The organism is Microterricola viridarii (assembly GCF_001542775.1).
In the GTDB taxonomy this organism is placed as follows: domain Bacteria; phylum Actinomycetota; class Actinomycetes; order Actinomycetales; family Microbacteriaceae; genus Microterricola; species Microterricola viridarii_A.
This window is the reverse complement of sequence record NZ_CP014145.1, coordinates 3,218,421-3,234,945: the sequence shown is the minus strand read 5'-3', so window position 1 is coordinate 3,234,945 and position 16,525 is coordinate 3,218,421. Positions and strand designations below refer to the sequence as shown.

Genomic DNA, 16,525 nt, shown 5'->3' with positions numbered 1-16,525 from the left:
ACCACGAAAGGAAACACAATGAAGAACTCCCACAGCAAATGGATGAGAATGGGCGCCGTACTCGGTGCGAGCGCCCTTCTCCTCGGCACGATGGCTGGCTGCGCCGCAGACAGCGGCGCTGCCCCCGCCGACGAAGAGACGACCCTCACCTGGTGGACCTGGGGCGACGACACCCAGGAGATGGCCGACGCCTTCACCAAGGAGAACCCGAAGATCAAGATCGACGTCGTCAAGATGGACAACCCCGACGCCGTCGTCACCAAGCTGCAGAACGCGGTCAAGGCGGGCACCGGCGCCCCCGACCTCGTTCCGGCCGAGTACCAGACCATCCCGCAGCTCACCATGGGCGGCGCACTCGCCGACATGAGCGAGTACGGCATCAACGACTTCGCAGGCGACTTCACCGAGTCCACCTGGAACGCGATGAACTTCCAGGGCAAGCAGACCGGCATCCCGATGGACTCCGGCCCCATGGTCATGATCTACAACCAGGAGCTCTTCACCGCCGCCGGCATCACTGCAGCCCCGACGACGTGGGACGAGTACGCGGCCGCATCCGCGGCCATCAATGCATACGACCCGGAGGCCTACATCGCCAACAGCGGCGACGCCGGCTTCATGACCAGCATGTTCTGGGCATCGGGCGGAACGCCGTTCAGCGTTGACGGCGAGAACGTCACGATCGACCTGCAGGATGCCGGCACCAAGAAGTTCGCCGACTACTGGGGCACGCTGCTCACCGCCAACCAGCTCTCCCCGGTCTCGACCTGGTCGGACGAGTGGAGCAAGGCTCTGGAGCAGGGCAAGCTCGGCTCGCTGCTGATGGGCTCGTGGATGATCTCCGGCATGGACGACTACAGCCACGGCAACTGGCGCGTCGCCCAGATCCCCTCGTGGGACGGCAAGCCCGCATCGGCTCAGAACGGCGGAAGCGGCCTGGCCGTGACCGAGCAGAGCAAGCACAAGGAGGCAGCAGCGGCTGTCTTGGAGTTCATGGCGACCGGCACCGGCCGCGACATCCAGAACACCAAGGGCTTCCCGGGCACCACGGCCATCATGGAGGACCCGGCCTGGCTCGACGTCGAGTTCGCCACCTACGACGGCCAGAAGGCCAACGTCGAGGGCAAGACCGCTTCGGAGAACGTCGTTGAGGGCTGGCAGTACCTGCCGTTCCAGGGTTACGCCAACAACATCTTCGGCGACACGGTCGGCAAGGTTCTTGGCGAGAAGGGCGACATCAACGCCGGCCTCGTGGCGTGGCAGTCCGACCTCGTAGAGTATGGCAACTCGCAGGGCTTCACCGTCAACAAGTAGTTCGCACCACACGCACCACTGCACCACGCGCGGGGGTCTGCTGCTCAGCAGGCCCCCGTGCTCATTCACCCACCTTCCTCCTCTCCGCAGATCAGGATCGCCATGCCCTCCTTCGCCATCGGCGCCACCGATTTCCTTCTCGATGGCGCGCCGTTCCGAGTTCTCTCCGGCGCGCTGCACTACTTCCGTGTGCACCCCGAGCACTGGGCCGACCGCATCCACAAGGCCAAGCTGATGGGCCTGAACACGATCGAGACCTACGTTCCGTGGAACGAGCACTCCCCCACCCGCGGCGAGTTCCGCACCACGCCGCAGCTCGACCTCGCCCGCTTCCTCGACCTCGTGCACGCCGAGGGCATGCACGCGATCGTGCGCCCCGGGCCATACATCTGCGCCGAGTGGACCGACGGCGGCCTGCCCGGCTGGCTCACGGCCGACCCGTCGATGGTGATCCGCACCAACGACCCGGCCTACATGGCGGCCGTCACCGAGTACCTGCGCGCGGTGTACGCGATCGTGGGCCCGCGCCAGATTCAGCACGGCGGCCCCGTCATCCTGGTGCAGATCGAGAATGAGTACGGCGCCTACGCCGCAGACAAGGACTACCTGCGCGGCCTGACCGCGCTGACCCGCGCCTGCGGCATCGACGTGCCGCTGACGACCGTCGACCAGCCGAGCGACCAGATGCTCGCCGACGGCGGCCTCGACGAACTGCACAAGACCGGCTCGTTCGGTTCGCGGGCGGGCGAACGCCTCGCCACCCTGCGCAGGCACCAGCCAACGGGGCCGCTGATGTGCTCGGAATTCTGGTGCGGCTGGTTCGACGCCTGGGGCGCTCCGCACCGCACGACGTCCGCCGCCGATGCGGCCCGCGAGCTCGACGCGCTGCTCGCCGCCGGGGCATCCGTCAACATTTACATGTTCCACGGGGGCACCAACTTCGGTTTCACCTCTGGCGCCGACGACAAGGGCACGTACCGGCCCACGATCACTTCCTACGACTACGACGCCCCCCTGGCCGAGGACGGCACGCCCACCGAGAAGTTCTGGCGGTTCCGCGAGGTGCTCGCCAAGTACGGGGAGGTGCCGGAGGAAGCCCCGGCCGAGCGCACCGATAGCGCGGCCTTCGAGGTGCAACTCGACCGCTGCGTGCCGCTGCGTCACGCGAACCTCGTGGCGCCGTCGGCGTTCGACGCGCTGCCGGATGCCACGGCCCTCGGCTCGGCTCGCGGCTTCTCTCTCTACTCGACGCAGCTCGAGCACGGCGGCCTGCTCGCCTTCACCGAGGTACGCGACCGCGCGCAGCTGTTTCTGAACCGCGCCCCCATCGGCGTCCTGAACCGCGACCACCACGATCGTGTCTTCGCGCTGCCCCCCGAGGCGACGGGCGAGCTCACCCTCCTGGTGGAGTACATGGGCGGAGTGAACTACGGGCAGCGCATCGGCGAGCCGAAGGGCCTGATCGGACCGGCCACGCTCGACGGCGAGCCGCTCACAGACTGGGTGGCCGGACCGGTGGCGCTGGAGGAGGACGGCCGGCTGAGCCCCGTGGTCGAGGCCGCCCTGGAGGCGGCGGACGACTGCGCCCCCGGGCCGCTCAGTGGCCCGGCGTTCGCACGCGGCAGCTTCGAGCTCGGGTCAACCGGGCCGGAATCCGCCTCGCTCGGCGACCTGCACCTGGACACCGCCGGCTGGGGCAAGGGCGTCGCCTGGGTGAATGGATTCAACCTGGGTCGCTACTGGAGCCGCGGCCCGCAGCGCACCCTCTACGTGCCCGCGCCCGTGCTGCGCGCGGGCAGGAATGAGATCGTCATCTTCGAGACGGCCGGAGCACTGAGTGCCACCGCGCGCTTCGTCGCCCGCCCCGATCTCGGGTCTGACGAGGTCTAGCGTCGTGCGGCACCGAGGCTCAGCGCCGCGGCGTTCACCGCGCGGGAACCGGGCCCGTGCTGTCACGAACGACGAGGCGGGTCTGCACGAGGATCTTCTGCTGCTCGTCGGGCTCGCCGTCGATGAGCGCCAGCAGCAGGCTGGTGGCGCGGCGGCCAACCTCGTCGAGGTTCTGGTGCACGGTGCTGAGCGCCGGCCAGAACGAGGCGGCGCCCTCAACATCGTCGAAACCGATCACGCTGATGTCTTGCGGAACCCGCAGGCCCGCATCGTGGATCGCGTGCATGATGCCGAGCGCCATGTGGTCGTTCGAGGCGAAGATCGCCGTCGGCACGGCGTCGGATTCGAGCAGCTTCCTGCCCAGGGTCAGCCCCGATTCGGCCGACCAGTCGCCGGTCAGGATCGGCAGCTCTGGCAGCCCTGCCTCGGCCATGGTGGCCCGGTAGGCCTCGGCGCGGCGCTGTGCGGAGTACGACGAGGCCGGCCCGGCGACGTGAACAATGTCGCGGTGGCCCAGGTCGAACAGGTGCTGCAGTGCGGTGCGTGCGCCCTGCTCCTGATCGGTGTCCACGATCGTGTACGGCAGGTGCGCGTTGGAGTCGATGATGACGAGCGGCAGCCCGGCGGTCATGGTGAGCTCGTCCAGTGCGCCCACCTCTGCCGACATGACCAGGATGATGCCGTCGACGGCCTGCTCCTCGAGCCGGCCGAATGCGCCGACGACGTCGAGTTGGGTCGGGTCGGCGACCGGCAACAGCGTCGTGGTGTACCCGGCGGCCTCGGAGGCCTCGGCGACGGCGCTGAGCGTGCGCTCGTTGCCGAAGGTGGCGAGGTTGAAGGTCACGAAGCCGATGCTGCGGAAGCGGCCGGCCTTGAGGTTGCGTGCGGCGCTGTTCGGGCGGTAGTTGAGCGCTTGCATCGCCTCGAGCACTCGCTCCCGGGTGGCCGGCCGCACGTTGGTCATGCGATTCGCCACGCGCGACACCGTCTGCGCCGAGACACCGGCCCGGCGAGCGACATCATTGATCGAAGCACGCTCTCGCACGGGGGCGGGAAGCTCCATCGAAGTCTCTGTTTCAAGCGTCATGATAACGCAAACAATACCTGAGAGGACCTCCACATGGCCACCCCACCCTCACTCGGTGTCGCCCTCCGTGCCGCGGGCACCGCGATCGTGCTCGACCTCAGCGACGGGCAGCTCCCCGCCGTCGTGCATTGGGGCGCCGATTGCGGCGCCCTCACCGCTGGCGGCTTTGTCGCGCTGCGGGATGCCGGCATCCTTCCGGTCGCGCCCAGCGAGCCCGACGCCCCGGTGCGGGTGTCGCTGCTGCCGGAGCACGGCGCCGGCTGGTTCGGCCGGCCGGGCGTGAGCGGATCCCGCGCCGGCAGGGCCTGGTCGCCGCGCTGGCGCACCGCCGGGCTGGCCCTGGACGGGGTGGCGCTCACTGTCGTGCCAGACAGCGTGCCAGACAGCGCGCCCGACACCGCGCCCGCCGACCGCGTCGTCACCCATGGCGCGGGCGTGCTCGTCGTCACGGCCGAAGACCCCGCCGCCGAACTCGCGCTGGAACTCACCATCGAGCTCACCGCCGCTGGCGTGGTGCGCGCCAGAGCGGTGATCGAGAACCGCGGCGCTGAGGTCTACCAGCTCGACGAACTGCTGCTCTGCCTGCCCACGCCGGCCAGCGCCACCGAGGTGCTCGACTTCGCCGGCCGCTGGGGTAAGGAGCGCGCGCCGCAGCGGCACGAGATGACCGTCGGCAGTCACCGCCGCGAGGGCCGCCACGGCCGCACCGGACTGGACTCCGCGATGATCCTGCATGCGGGCACCCCCGGTTTCGGGTTCGCCGGCGGCGAGGTCTGGGGCATCCACGCGGCATGGTCCGGCAACCATGTGCACCAGGTGGAGCGCGTGTTGAGTGGTGTGCAGCTGCTCGGCGGCGGCGAACTGCTGCTGCCCGGCGAGGTGCGCCTGGCCTGGGGCGAGAACTACCAGAGCCCCTGGGTCTACGGCATCTACGGCGACGGCCTGGACGAGGCGGCCCGCCGCATGCATCGGGAGCTCCGCGCCCGGCCGCAGCACCCGGCATCCGAGCGCCCCGTCACCCTGAACACCTGGGAAGCCGTGTACTTCGACCATGACCTCGACACCCTGCTCGAGCTCGCCGACGTGGCGGCCGAGGTGGGCATCGAGCGCTTCGTGCTCGACGACGGCTGGTTCGGCGGCCGGCGCAACGACGAGGCCGGTCTCGGCGACTGGTTCGTCTCACCCGAGGCCTGGCCGAACGGGCTGCACCCGTTGATCGACCATGTGCGCGGCCTCGGCATGCAGTTCGGGCTCTGGTTCGAGCCGGAGATGGTCAACGTGGACTCGGAGTTGGCCCGCGCCCACCCCGAGTGGATCATGGCCACCGGCGACGCCCTGCCGATCGAGGCGCGACACCAGCAGGCCCTGAACCTCGGCATTCCCGAGTGCTACGCCCACGTCCGCGATGCGATGTGCGCCGTCCTCGACGAGTACGACATCGCCTACATCAAGTGGGATCACAACCGCGACCTGGTGGATGCCGCCACGCGCGCCGACGGCCGGCCCGGCGTGCACGCGCAGACACTGGCCTTCTACCGGCTCGTCGCCGAGCTGAAGGCGCGCTACCCCGGGCTCGAGATCGAGTCCTGCTCATCCGGCGGCGGCCGCATCGACCTGGGCGCGCTGGCGAACACCGACCGCGTCTGGGTCTCTGACAACAACGACCCGCTGGAGCGCCAGCAGATCAACCGCTGGACCGGGCAACTGGTGCCGCCGGAGATGATGGGCGCCCACATCGCCGCCTCTGGCCCGTCGCACACGACGGGGCGCATCCACTCGCTGCCGTTCCGGGCGCTCACCGCGCTGTTCGGCCACCTCGGCGTCGAGTGGGACCTGCGTCAGGCCGGCGCCGAGGAGAAGGCCGAGCTGGCCGAGTGGATCGGACTGCACAAGGAGCTGCGCGGGCTGCTCCACCACGGCGACGTGGTGCGCCTGGATCACCCGGACGCGGCCATCGCCGTGCACGGCGTCGTCGCGCACGACCGCTCGGCCGCCGTGTACTCGCTGGCCTCGGTGGCGGCCTCTGCAGTGTCGAACCCGGGCCGGATCCGCTTCACCGGCCTCGACCCCGAGGCGCTCTACAGCGTGGAGCCGCTGCCGATCGGCACCACGCTGCACCACCTGTTCCCCGCCCCGTGGTGGGAGGACGCCCCACTTGAGTTGAGCGGTGCAGCGCTCGGCCGCGTCGGCCTCGCCGCGCCGCTGATGCGGCCGGAGCAGGGCGTGCTGTTCCGGGTGACGCGCGTCGGCTGACCCGGCGCGGCCGTAGCCAGTTCGCGGATGCGCCCGGCCCGGCCGTAGCCAGTTCGCGGATGCGGGCCCGGGAATGCCCCGAAAGCAGCAGTTTTCGGGGCATTTCGGCGCCCGCATCCGCCGACTGGCTACGGGGTGCGGGGTGCGGCGGGGAGCTCAGCTCGCGAGGGCGGGAGCCGCGGGCTGCCGCTTCAGCCAGAGCACGGTGAGCATGGCCAGCGCCACGAGGCCGAGCGCGATGCCTGCGGCCCCGACGGCCCACTGGATGCCGATCCAGGCGCCGAGCACACCGATCGTGACACCGCTGCCGGCGCGCAGGCCCATACTGGCCATGCCGTAGAGCCCGATCACCCGGCCGCGCTCGGCCTCGGGCGCCTCCAGCTGCACGATCGTCTGCGCCGTCGACGACGACACCAGGTTCAGCACTCCCCCGACGAGCAGCGCCGCCAGCGAGAGCACGTAGTTGTGTGAGAGCGCGAACACGATGATCGAGAGCCCGTAGCCGAGTGTGGCGACAATGGCCACCCGCACCGTCGGTCGGAACCCGCGCGAGGATTCCAGCAGCACCCCGCCGAGCACGGCCCCGGCCGCGGTGGCCGCCATCAGCAGGCTGTAGGCGGCTCCGGCGTTGCTGCCGCCGAGGTGCTCGGCGAACTCGGGCATGAGCGGGGCCAGCGCGACGCCGATCAGCAGGGAGGTCGAGCCGGAGAGCACGATCATGGTCATGATCGGCACGTTGTGCCGCACCCTGGCGATCTCGGCGAACGCCTCACCGAGGCGCAGCCGCACCTTCGGCGCCGCCGCCACCCGGGTGTGGCCGGTGAACGGCATCCGGATCAGCACGATCAGCATCGGCAGGAAGCACAGCACGTTCAAGAACATGCCGATGTTCGGCCCCACCGTGAGCAGCAGGGTCGCGCCGACCAGCGGGCCGAGCAGCATGCCGAGGTTGCGCCCGGTGGAGTTCAGCCGCACCGCGCTCGGCAGCTCGCGCGGGCCGACGATGTCGTAGAGCATCATCTGGTCGGCCGGATGCCAGATGGCGCTGGCCAGGCCGTGGATCACGAGCAGCACGCAGCAGTGCCAGGGCTCGAGGATTCCGGCAACGAAGAGCACACCCCAGCCGAGTGAGGCTGTGATGAACGCCGCCTGCGCGATCTGGATGATGCGGCGGCAGTCGTACTTGTCGGCCAGGCCACCGAACCAGACCGAGAGGAACAGGTGCGGCAGCCAGTGGCTGACAACGGCGAAGCCGGCCAGCAGCGGCGAGTGGAACAGCTGCCACATCACCCAGTAGCTGATGACGTGCTCGATGTTGTCGCCCATCATCGCGACCGTGCCGCTGACGATGAAACGGCGGGCGTGCGGATGCCGGAACGCCGCGAAGCGGGTCTTGGGCTCGGCGGCCGGGCGCCCGCCGGGCGCGGTGTCGCCGGCCGTGTCGGCCTCAGCTGCCTCCGTCATCCGCACCCCTTCGTGTCGTCGCGATCCCGCGTTTCAGGCGGTTGGCTTCGGTCGCAGGCTCCCTCGAGCCAACGGGAATCTCTCTCCCCGTTGGCCGACGCCGCGCGCTCCCCCGCCCGTTGGGCGAGGGAGCGCCAGCCCTCTCACGTTGGCTCGAGGGAGCGCCAGCGACCGAAGCCAGGCTACGCGAAACCGTTCGAGGTGGTTACGCGGTCGCGTCGCGTCCTTGAGGCTTCCTTGGTTTGGGCTGCCGCCTTTCGCCTGACGGCGAATTGATCCACTGGATCAATTCGCCGTTAGGCGCCCTTCAGCCGCTCGGCGAGGTACACGTACAGGCCGTCGAGCGGCACGCGCTCCTGCTGCATGGTGTCGCGGTCGCGCACGGTGACCGCCTTGTCGTCGAGCGAGTCGAAGTCGACCGTGATGCAGAACGGGGTGCCGATCTCGTCCTGGCGGCGGTAGCGGCGACCGATGGCGCCCGCGTCGTCGAAGTCGATGTTCCAGCTCTGGCGCAGCTCGGCGGCGAGCTCGCGCGCCATCGGCGAGAGGCGCTCGTTGCGCGACAGCGGCAGGATGGCGGCCTTGATCGGCGCCAGGCGCGGGTCGAGCTTGAGCACGGTGCGGGTGTCGACGCCACCCTTCGCGTTCGGTACTTCCTCCTCGTGGTACGCGTCGACCAGGAACGCCATCAGCGAGCGGGTGAGGCCGGCCGCGGGCTCGATCACGTACGGCGTCCAGCGCTCGTTCTTGGTCTGGTCGAAGAACGAGAGGTCCTTGCCTGAAGCCTCGGAGTGCGTCTTCAGGTCGAAGTCGGTGCGGTTGGCGATGCCCTCAAGCTCGCCGAATTCGCTGCCGGTGAAGCCGAAGCGGTACTCGATGTCGACGGTGCGCTTCGAGTAGTGGCTGAGCTTCTCCTGCGGGTGCTCGAAGAAGCGCAGGTTCTCGGGGTTGATGCCGAGACCGGTGTACCAGCTCATCCGCTGCTCCATCCAGTACTCCTGCCACTCCTCATCCGTGCCGGGCTCGACAAAGAATTCCATCTCCATCTGCTCGAACTCACGGGTGCGGAAGATGAAGTTTCCGGGTGTGATCTCATTGCGGAAGCTCTTGCCGATCTGGCCGATTCCGAACGGCGGCTTGAGGCGCGAAGCCTGCAGCACGTTGGCGAAGTTCACGAAGATGCCCTGGGCCGTCTCCGGGCGCAGGTAGTGCATGCCGGACTCGTCGTCGACCGGGCCGAGGAACGTCTTCAGCAGGCCGGAGAAGGCGCGCGGCTCTGTCCAGGTGTGGCGGTTGCCGCAGTTCGGGCAGGCAATGTCATCGAGGCCGTTCTCGGGCGCGCGGCCCTTCTTCTCCTCGTACTCCTCTTCCAGGTGGTCGGCACGGAAGCGCTTGTGGCAGCTCTGGCATTCGACCAGCGGGTCGCTGAAGACCTCGACGTGGCCGGATGCCTCCCACACCTGCTTGGGCAGGATCACGCTGGAGTCCAGGCCGACGACGTCGTCGCGGCTCTGCACCATGAAGCGCCACCACTGGCGCTTGATGTTCTCCTTGAGCTCGGTGCCGAGCGGTCCGTAGTCCCAGGCCGAGCGCGAACCTCCGTAGATCTCACCGGCCTGGAACACGAACCCGCGGTGGCGGGCGAGGGCGATGACGGCGTCGAGACGGCTGGGTGCGGCCATGGTGGCTCCAATGGGGCGTGATCAGGGCTCAAAGGCCCGAGCGAACAGTCTCACCAGTTTACGGCGGAGGCGCGGCGGGCTGCACCACGCCGGAGTGGCCATGTCGCGCCACTCGGGCGAACCGGGCGTAGTATCGGGCCAGCGCGACGGCGCGGCTGCTGGGGGGCATGCATGGACAGGCGGGGTTTTCTCTCGATCGGGACGGTCGGGGCGGTGCTGGCGCTGGCCTCCTGCGCGACGGTGTCGCGGCCCACGTCGGCCGGTGTGCGGCCTCTGGCCCCGCCGCCGGCAGAGCCCCGTCCGGTTCCTGCCCACCCGCCGGGCCCTGAGCTCGTCCCGCAGCCTCAGCCAGCGCCACAGCTGGCCCGCGTGCCCGTCGGCACGGGGACGCTGAGCAGCCTGCCTGGCGATGGCTCGCTGCTCGCCTGGACGGCGGATGACGGCTCCAGCGCCGCCGTGATCGCCGCCTACGCCGCGTTCGCCGCCGAGACGGGCACGCGCCTGACCCTCTTTGTCACCGGAGGGTACGACGCCTGGGATGCGAACATCGAGGCCCTGCGACCCCTCGTGGCCTCCGGGCAGATCCAACTCGGCAACCACACCTGGTCACACGCCGACCTCACCACGATCTCCGACGAGGAGGTGCTCTCGGAGCTGCAGCGCGCCCACGACTTCATCGAGCAGACGTGGGGCGTCGACGCCCGGCCGTACTTTCGACCGCCATACGGCGCCCATGACGAGAGGGTCGACGCCCTCGCCGCGAGCATCGGGTACACCGTTCCCACGCTTTGGTACGGCTCGCTGTCCGACTCCGGCCTGATCACCGAACAGCAGGTGATGGATTTCGCAACGCAGTGGTTCCTGCCCCAACACATCGTGATCGGCCACCTGAACTTCGACCCGGTCACGCGGGTGTTCCCTCAGCTGCAGGCACTCCTCAGCGAGCGCGGCCTGCAGACCGTCACGCTCAATGACGTGTTCACGAGTGAGCAGCACCCCTGAGCGCTGCGCTTGAATAGAAGTGTGAGCTCTTCTGATCTGCCCGGCGCGGCACTGCCCGACATCCACGTGGCGGCCGTCGCCCTGATCCGCGACCGCCGCGTGCTGATGGTCACGGCGCGCGGGCGCGCGGTGCACTACATGCCTGGCGGCAAGATCGATGCCGGCGAGACGGTGCAGGATGCCGCCGCGCGCGAGGCTCGCGAGGAGGTGGCGATCGAACTCCCGACCGACTCGCTCAGCGAACTGTTCGAGGTCACGACGCAGGCGCACGGCGAACCGGAGGGGCGCCTGGTGCGCATGCACGTGTTCGGGGTGGAGGCCGCCGTGGCGGCGGGCGTCACCCCGGAGCCGTCGGCCGAGGTGAGCGCCCTGCACTGGGTGACCGCGGCAGACGTCGACCGTTGCCCGCCCGCCGGCGCCGAGGTGCTGCAGCGCCTGGCCGCCCTCGGCCTCATCGACTGAGCCCCACCCGCTGGTTGATCCCCACCCGCCGGTTGAGCCCCACCCGCTGGTTGAGCTTGTCGAAACCCGTGCTCAGTGCACGTACTCCAGCAGGTCCACGCCGACCTGGCGCATGCCGTCGAGCACCTCGAGCCGGGCCGAGAGCGCGGTGTCGGCGAACTGCATCGACACCATGTAGCTGACGCCGGCGCGCGGGCCGCGCAGCACGCCGACCTCGCTGCGCACTCCGGGGGCCGTTCCCGTCATGTTCACCAGCAACAGCCCGTGGTCGGACTCGCGGTGGGCCAGCGGCACCAGGCCGAAGGCGTTGGCGACCATCGAGAGGTCGGCGTGCAGCGAGAGCCAGCCGACGACGCGCTGTGAGACCTCGGGCGAGACGACCTCGCCGCGGGCGAGGGCCGTGAACAGCCAGGCCAGTTCGCCGGCAGAGCCGACCGACAGCTGCGGGGCGTCATCCGGCCCACGGTTGTCGCGCACGATGTCCAGCAGCGCGGTGCGACTGAGCCCGAGAGATTCGCCGCGGGTGCGCACGGCCTCCAGGCCGATGACCCGCAGCAGAACGTTGCTGGCCAGGTTGTCGCCGGATGCCCCGACGAGGGCGGCCAGGTCGGCCACCGGCAGCGCCGGCGCCTGCAGGTGCTGCCAGAGGCCCTCCGCGCCGACGGCATCGCCGGCGAAACGGTCGAGGATCGCCAGCCCGCCGGCCATCGCCGGCTCAAACTCCGGGTCGCTCAGCTGGGCGGCGACCTCGATGAGCAGCAGCACCTTGCCGATGCCGGCGGTCGGCATCGAGACGTGGTCGTCGACCGAGAACAGCACGCGCCCGGTGGCCAGATCGCTGGCGTGGGCCGTCAGCTGCACGCCGTTGACGGCGAGGTCGGCGAGCGCCGAGAAGCCGCGCCCGAAGTTCTCGTTCGGCTCGCCGCCCTGGTGTCTGCCCCGATCGAGCGCAGCCTGACGCACTCGTCGTTCAGAGTGCGGGGCAGGGCTGGTCAAGCGTCATCCTTCGGGTTGAATCAGTGGATCGCCCGGCTCCCCTGGCCCGGCGGAAATGTCACCCGAAACAGGCACTGTCACGGGTCTCCACAGAGTGTAGCTCCCGAGGCTGAATACGCCACGACCCCCGCGTTGGCTCGAGGGAGCGCCAGCGACCGAAGCCCACACCCGATCACGTCGGCTCCCGGGCTTCGGGCGCTGCGCTGCTCCTTCGTCCCGGCGCGGCACCCTCCAGCCGACGTGCACAAACCCGCGACGCTCACCAGATCGTGACGCGCTCCTCGGGCGGCAGCCAGGCGGCATCCGCCTCGGTCACGTCGAATGCACTGTAGAACTCGTCGATGTTGCGCACGATCTGGTTGCAGCGGAACTCGTTCGGCGAGTGCGGGTCGATGGCGAGCAGGCGGATGACCTCCTCGTCGCGCCCCTTCATCTGCCAGGCCTGCGCCCAGCTGAGGAAGAAGCGCTGCGCCCCGGTCAGACCGTCGAGCACGGGCGGCTCTGTGCCATCTAGCGAGATCAGGTAAGCCTTCCAGGCGATGGCGAGTCCGCCGAGGTCGCCGATGTTCTCGCCGATCGTGAGCGCGCCGTTCACATGGTGGTCGGGCACCTGAGCCGGAGCGAGGGCGTCGAACTGGGCGATGAGGGATGCCGTGCGCTGCTCGAACGCGGCCCGGTCGGCCTCTGTCCACCAGTCGGTGAGGCGGCCGTCGCCGTCGTACTTGGAGCCCTGGTCGTCGAAGCCGTGGCCGATTTCGTGGCCGATGACGGCGCCAATCGCGCCGTAGTTGGCTGCGGCATCCCGAGCCTCGTCGAAGAACGGCGGCTGCAGGATGGCGGCGGGGAACACGATCTCGTTGAAGCCGGGGTTGTAGTAGGCATTGATGGTCTGCGGCGTCATGAACCACTCGTCGCGGTCGATCGGCTTGCCGATCTTGCCGAGCTCGCGGTTGAACTCGAACTCGCTGACCGCCCGCACGTTGCCGATCAGGTCGGTCGGGTCGATGCTGAGCAGCGAGTAGTCGCGCCACTTCACCGGGTAGCCGATCTTCGGCGTGAACTTGTCGAGCTTGTCGAGGGCGCGCTCGCGGGTCTCGGCGCTCATCCAGTCCAGCGTGGTGATCGACTGCCGGTAGGCCTCGACCAGGTTGGCGACGAGCACGTCCATGGCGGTCTTCGCCGACTCCGGGAAGTGCTTGTCGACGTAGATGTGGCCGACGGCCTCGCCGAGCGCGCCCTCGACGAGCGAGACGCCGCGCTTCCAGCGCTCGCGCATCTCGGGGGTGCCGGTGAGCGTGCGGCCGTAGAAGTCGAAGTTCGCCTCGACGATCTCGGCGGTCAGGTAGGCGGCCGCGCCGCGGATGACCTGCCAGGACATCCAGTCGCGCCACTGCCCGAGGCGCTCCTCGACGAGCAGCTCGCTGAGCCCGCTGGTGAAGCTGGGCTGGCGCAGCACGAGCTCGTTGAACACGCCAGTCGGGGCTCCCATGGCGTCGCGCCAGATGGCGAGGTCGGCCTGGACGAGGCTGGCGGCATCCGCCCAGCTCATCAGGTTGTAGGTCTTCTCGCTGTCGCGGCTGGCCACGTTGTCCCAGTGCAGCCCGGCGATCGCGGTCTCGAGAGCGAAGACGCGCTCGGCGCGCTCGGCGGGCTCGCTCAGGCCGGCCAGGCGGAACATGCGCTCCAGGTGGGCCTTGTAGGCGGTGCGGATGTCGGCGAACTTCTCCTCACGGAAGTAGCTCTCATCCGGCAGGCCGATGCCGCCCTGCTCGGCGAAGACGAGGTAGCGCTCCGGGTCGCCCGGGTCGTTGTCGACGAAGAGCTGGTAGAAGCCGCTGACGCCGGCCCGCTCGAGCTCGCCGAGCGTGGCGAGGAACTCGGGCACGGAGGAGACGGATGCCGCGGCAGCGAGCTGGCCGGCGATCGGCGTCACGCCGAGGTTCTCGATGCGCTCCTCGTCCATGAAGCTCGTGAACAGGTCGCCGATCTTGCGCGCCTCTGTGTCGGCCGGCGCGCCCTGCGACTCGTTGATGATCTCGCGCACGGCCTCCTCGGCTTCTTCGTGCAGCACGTAGAACGAGCCGTAGCGGGCTTTGTCGGACGGGATCTCGGTGCGTGCGATCCACTTGCCGTTGACGTGGCGGAACAAGTCATCTTGCGGGCGCACGGCCGGGTCGAGTTCGTCGAGCACAATTCCAGAAGCAGTCGTCGCAGCGGTCATGCCCCTCAGCCTATGGGGAAGCCCACTCAGAACCGGAGGGATTCCGCCAGTGGCGAAGCGGTCGATGCGCGGCGAGCGTGCGAAGCCCTGCCAGAACTGCTTCACTGTGAGGACTATGAAGACGCTGCTCAACATCATCTGGCTGGTTCTCAGCGGCTTCTGGCTGTTCCTCGGTTACCTGGTCGCCGGGGTGGTCTGCTGCATCCTGATCGTCACGATCCCCTGGGGCATCGCCTCGTTCCGCATCGGGGCCTACGCTCTCTGGCCGTTCGGCAAGACCGTCGTGAACAAGCCCACCTCCGGTGTCTGGTCGTTCCTCGGCAACGTGATCTGGGTCATCGTCGCCGGGCTGTGGCTCGCGATCGGCCACATCCTCTCTGGCATCGCACTGTGCATCACGATCATCGGCATCCCGTTCGGCATCGCCAACTTCAAGATGGTGCCTGTCTCGCTGGCCCCGCTCGGCAAGGAAATCGTCGACATCTAGGGCGGGTGGCCCCCGGCCCGAGACCCCTGGGCGGTCGTCCGAGGTCGCCGATCGGTTCAGGGAAACCCCTGAGGCCATCGGTGTGCACCCCGCCTACCGTGGGTTCTCGGTGCGGCCGAAAATCGTCTCGCATCGACGCGGTCCACGGGTTTCTCCGCCTCGACCCCGCTGCTGTGGCAGGGGTCGGCATCCTCTCCGGTCGCGCCACAATCCCGAGAAGAAGGCCACTATGACCATCGCAGAATCCACTTCGTTGCCCGCCGAGGTCTACGCCCAGTTGGCCGGGCGCATCGCCGGGGTCGTCACGACGCCGGCGGATGCCGGCTGGGACGCGGCCCGGCAGGCCTGGAACCTGAGCGCGGACCAGCACCCGGACGCCGTCGTCGCCCCACGCAACGCCGACGACGTGCGCCAGGCCATCCTCTTCGCGGCGGAGCACGAGCTGCGTGTCGTCGCTCAGGGCACCGGCCACATGGCCGCTCCGCTCGGCGACCTGGCCGGCAGCCTCCTGATCCGCACCACGGCCCTCGCCGGCATCGATGTCGACACCGAGGCGCTCACCGTGCGCGTGGGCTCGGGTGTGATCTGGGCAGACGTCACCGCAGCTCTGGCCGAGCACGGTCTGATGGGCCTGGCCGGTTCCGCCCCGGATGTCGGCGTCGCCGGCTACCTGCTCGGCGGCGGCCTCAGCTGGTTCGCCCGTAGCCTCGGCCTCGCCGCCTCGCACGTGACCGAGATCGAGGCCGTCACTGGCGACGGCCGCATCCTGCGCGCCACCGCCGAGACCGAGGGAGAGCTGTTCTACGCGCTGCGAGGCGGCGGCGGCAACTACGCCGTGGTCACCGCGATCACCATGCGCGTCTTCGCCGTGCGCGACGCCTACGCCGGCATGCTGCTGTTCCCGTTGGAGCGCGCCGCCGAGGTGCTCACCGCATGGGAGCAGTGGAGCAGGGACGCCGACGAGAGCGCCACCACCAGCCTGCGCTTGCTGCGCGTGCCGCCGATGCCCGAGCTGCCGGAGTTCCTGCGCGGCCAACGCTTCGTCGCCATCGACGGGGCGATCGCCGTGGACCAGCCGGCTGGCAGCGAATCCGACGCGGAGCGCTCGGCCGCAGCCGAGGCCACGCTCTCCCCGCTGCGCGACCTCGGGCCGATCATCGACACCTTCGGGCTGATGCCGGTGGGCCGCCTCGGCGAGGTGCACATGGACCCACCGGGGCCGGTGCCCGGCGCCGGGGACGGTGCGAACCTCGCCGAGCTGCCGCGCGAGGCCATCGAGCTGCTCGTGCAGCTGGCCGGACCGGACGTGGAGTCGCCGCTGCTGGCCGTTGAAATCCGCCAGCTCGGCGGGGCCGTCTCTGTGCCGGCACCGGGAGGTGGCGCCGTGGACAGCCTGCACGGCCGCTTCCTGATCTACGCGGTCGGCATCGCGCCGACGCCGGAGGCGGCGGCCATGGTGGAGTCGGCGGCATCCGCGGTGCTCGACGCGACTCGGCCCTGGCAGAGCGGCATCGACTACATCAACTTCCGGGAGTCGAGCGCCGCGCCGGAGCAGCTCTACCCGGCGGCAACACTCGCCCGGCTGCGCGCGGCCAAGGCGCAGTACGACCCGGCCGATCGCATCCGCTCCGCGCACCCCATCCAGTAGCCCACTCCCCCGCCCGTTG

The 16,525-nt window shown here is 69.5% G+C and carries 12 protein-coding genes; 7 read left to right on the top strand and 5 right to left on the bottom strand.

Going from position 1 to position 16,525, the window contains the following annotated elements; all coding sequences use genetic code 11:
- Positions 1–18: 18 nt before the first annotated feature.
- Positions 19–1,314 carry an ABC transporter substrate-binding protein gene (locus AWU67_RS14820; RefSeq protein ID WP_082717036.1) on the top strand — a complete coding sequence of 432 codons (1,296 nt, stop codon included), beginning with the start codon at positions 19–21 and terminating at the stop codon, positions 1,312–1,314.
- A 102-nt stretch (positions 1,315–1,416) separates the two neighbouring features.
- Complete coding sequence (locus AWU67_RS14815) at positions 1,417–3,204, top strand: glycoside hydrolase family 35 protein (protein WP_067230777.1); 1,788 nt, start codon at positions 1,417–1,419, stop codon at positions 3,202–3,204.
- A 34-nt stretch (positions 3,205–3,238) separates the two neighbouring features.
- Here the strand turns inward: AWU67_RS14815 and AWU67_RS14810 are convergent, their stop codons facing one another.
- Complete coding sequence (locus AWU67_RS14810) at positions 3,239–4,267, bottom strand: LacI family DNA-binding transcriptional regulator (protein ID WP_234407436.1); 1,029 nt, start codon at positions 4,265–4,267, stop codon at positions 3,239–3,241.
- Positions 4,268–4,324: 57 nt separating this feature from the next.
- On the opposite strand from AWU67_RS14810, the gene AWU67_RS14805 reads away from it, so the two are divergent.
- A complete protein-coding gene (locus AWU67_RS14805) occupies positions 4,325–6,544 on the top strand; it encodes an alpha-galactosidase (RefSeq protein ID WP_067230770.1) in 2,220 nt (739 codons plus the stop codon).
- Between the two features lie 156 nt (positions 6,545–6,700).
- On the opposite strand, the gene AWU67_RS14800 is transcribed toward AWU67_RS14805, so the two are convergent.
- The gene (locus AWU67_RS14800; protein WP_082717035.1) at positions 6,701–8,008 is read right to left on the bottom strand and encodes an MFS transporter; all 1,308 of its coding nucleotides are present in this window, start codon (positions 8,006–8,008) and stop codon (positions 6,701–6,703) included.
- A gap of 296 nt (positions 8,009–8,304) precedes the next feature.
- On the bottom strand, positions 8,305–9,690 hold the full coding sequence (locus AWU67_RS14795) for a glycine--tRNA ligase (RefSeq protein ID WP_067230767.1): 1,386 nt from the start codon (positions 9,688–9,690) through the stop codon (positions 8,305–8,307).
- A gap of 369 nt (positions 9,691–10,059) precedes the next feature.
- On the opposite strand from AWU67_RS14795, the gene AWU67_RS14790 reads away from it, so the two are divergent.
- Positions 10,060–10,692: a polysaccharide deacetylase family protein gene (locus AWU67_RS14790; protein ID WP_199922303.1), complete on the top strand. Its 633-nt coding sequence runs from the start codon at positions 10,060–10,062 to the stop codon at positions 10,690–10,692.
- Positions 10,693–10,713: 21 nt separating this feature from the next.
- On the top strand, positions 10,714–11,154 hold the full coding sequence (locus tag AWU67_RS14785; protein ID WP_234407276.1) for an NUDIX hydrolase: 441 nt from the start codon (positions 10,714–10,716) through the stop codon (positions 11,152–11,154).
- A 72-nt stretch (positions 11,155–11,226) separates the two neighbouring features.
- Here AWU67_RS14785 and AWU67_RS14780 read toward each other — a convergent pair whose 3' ends face one another.
- Together AWU67_RS14780 and AWU67_RS14775 are read right to left on the bottom strand one after the other, a co-directional pair.
- The gene (locus AWU67_RS14780; RefSeq protein ID WP_067230762.1) at positions 11,227–12,150 is read right to left on the bottom strand and encodes a serine hydrolase; all 924 of its coding nucleotides are present in this window, start codon (positions 12,148–12,150) and stop codon (positions 11,227–11,229) included.
- Positions 12,151–12,409: 259 nt separating this feature from the next.
- A complete protein-coding gene (locus AWU67_RS14775; protein ID WP_067230759.1) occupies positions 12,410–14,371 on the bottom strand; it encodes a M13 family metallopeptidase in 1,962 nt (653 codons plus the stop codon).
- A gap of 115 nt (positions 14,372–14,486) precedes the next feature.
- Between AWU67_RS14775 and AWU67_RS14770 the strand changes: the two genes are divergently transcribed.
- A complete protein-coding gene (locus tag AWU67_RS14770) occupies positions 14,487–14,858 on the top strand; it encodes a YccF domain-containing protein (RefSeq protein WP_067230756.1) in 372 nt (123 codons plus the stop codon).
- A gap of 229 nt (positions 14,859–15,087) precedes the next feature.
- Entirely contained in the window at positions 15,088–16,506 is a 1,419-nt protein-coding gene (locus tag AWU67_RS14765; protein ID WP_067230754.1) for an FAD-binding oxidoreductase, read from the top strand.
- Positions 16,507–16,525 lie beyond the last annotated feature (19 nt).

Coding starts and splice junctions, on each gene's coding strand:
- AWU67_RS14820 (WP_082717036.1), top strand. CDS start 19: ATGAAGAACTCCCACAGCAAATGGATGAGAATGGGCGCCGTACTCGGT.
- AWU67_RS14815 (WP_067230777.1), top strand. CDS start 1,417: ATGCCCTCCTTCGCCATCGGCGCCACCGATTTCCTTCTCGATGGCGCG.
- AWU67_RS14810 (WP_234407436.1), bottom strand. CDS start 4,267: ATGGAGCTTCCCGCCCCCGTGCGAGAGCGTGCTTCGATCAATGATGTC.
- AWU67_RS14805 (WP_067230770.1), top strand. CDS start 4,325: ATGGCCACCCCACCCTCACTCGGTGTCGCCCTCCGTGCCGCGGGCACC.
- AWU67_RS14800 (WP_082717035.1), bottom strand. CDS start 8,008: ATGACGGAGGCAGCTGAGGCCGACACGGCCGGCGACACCGCGCCCGGC.
- AWU67_RS14795 (WP_067230767.1), bottom strand. CDS start 9,690: ATGGCCGCACCCAGCCGTCTCGACGCCGTCATCGCCCTCGCCCGCCAC.
- AWU67_RS14775 (WP_067230759.1), bottom strand. CDS start 14,371: ATGACCGCTGCGACGACTGCTTCTGGAATTGTGCTCGACGAACTCGAC.
- AWU67_RS14770 (WP_067230756.1), top strand. CDS start 14,487: ATGAAGACGCTGCTCAACATCATCTGGCTGGTTCTCAGCGGCTTCTGG.
- AWU67_RS14765 (WP_067230754.1), top strand. CDS start 15,088: ATGACCATCGCAGAATCCACTTCGTTGCCCGCCGAGGTCTACGCCCAG.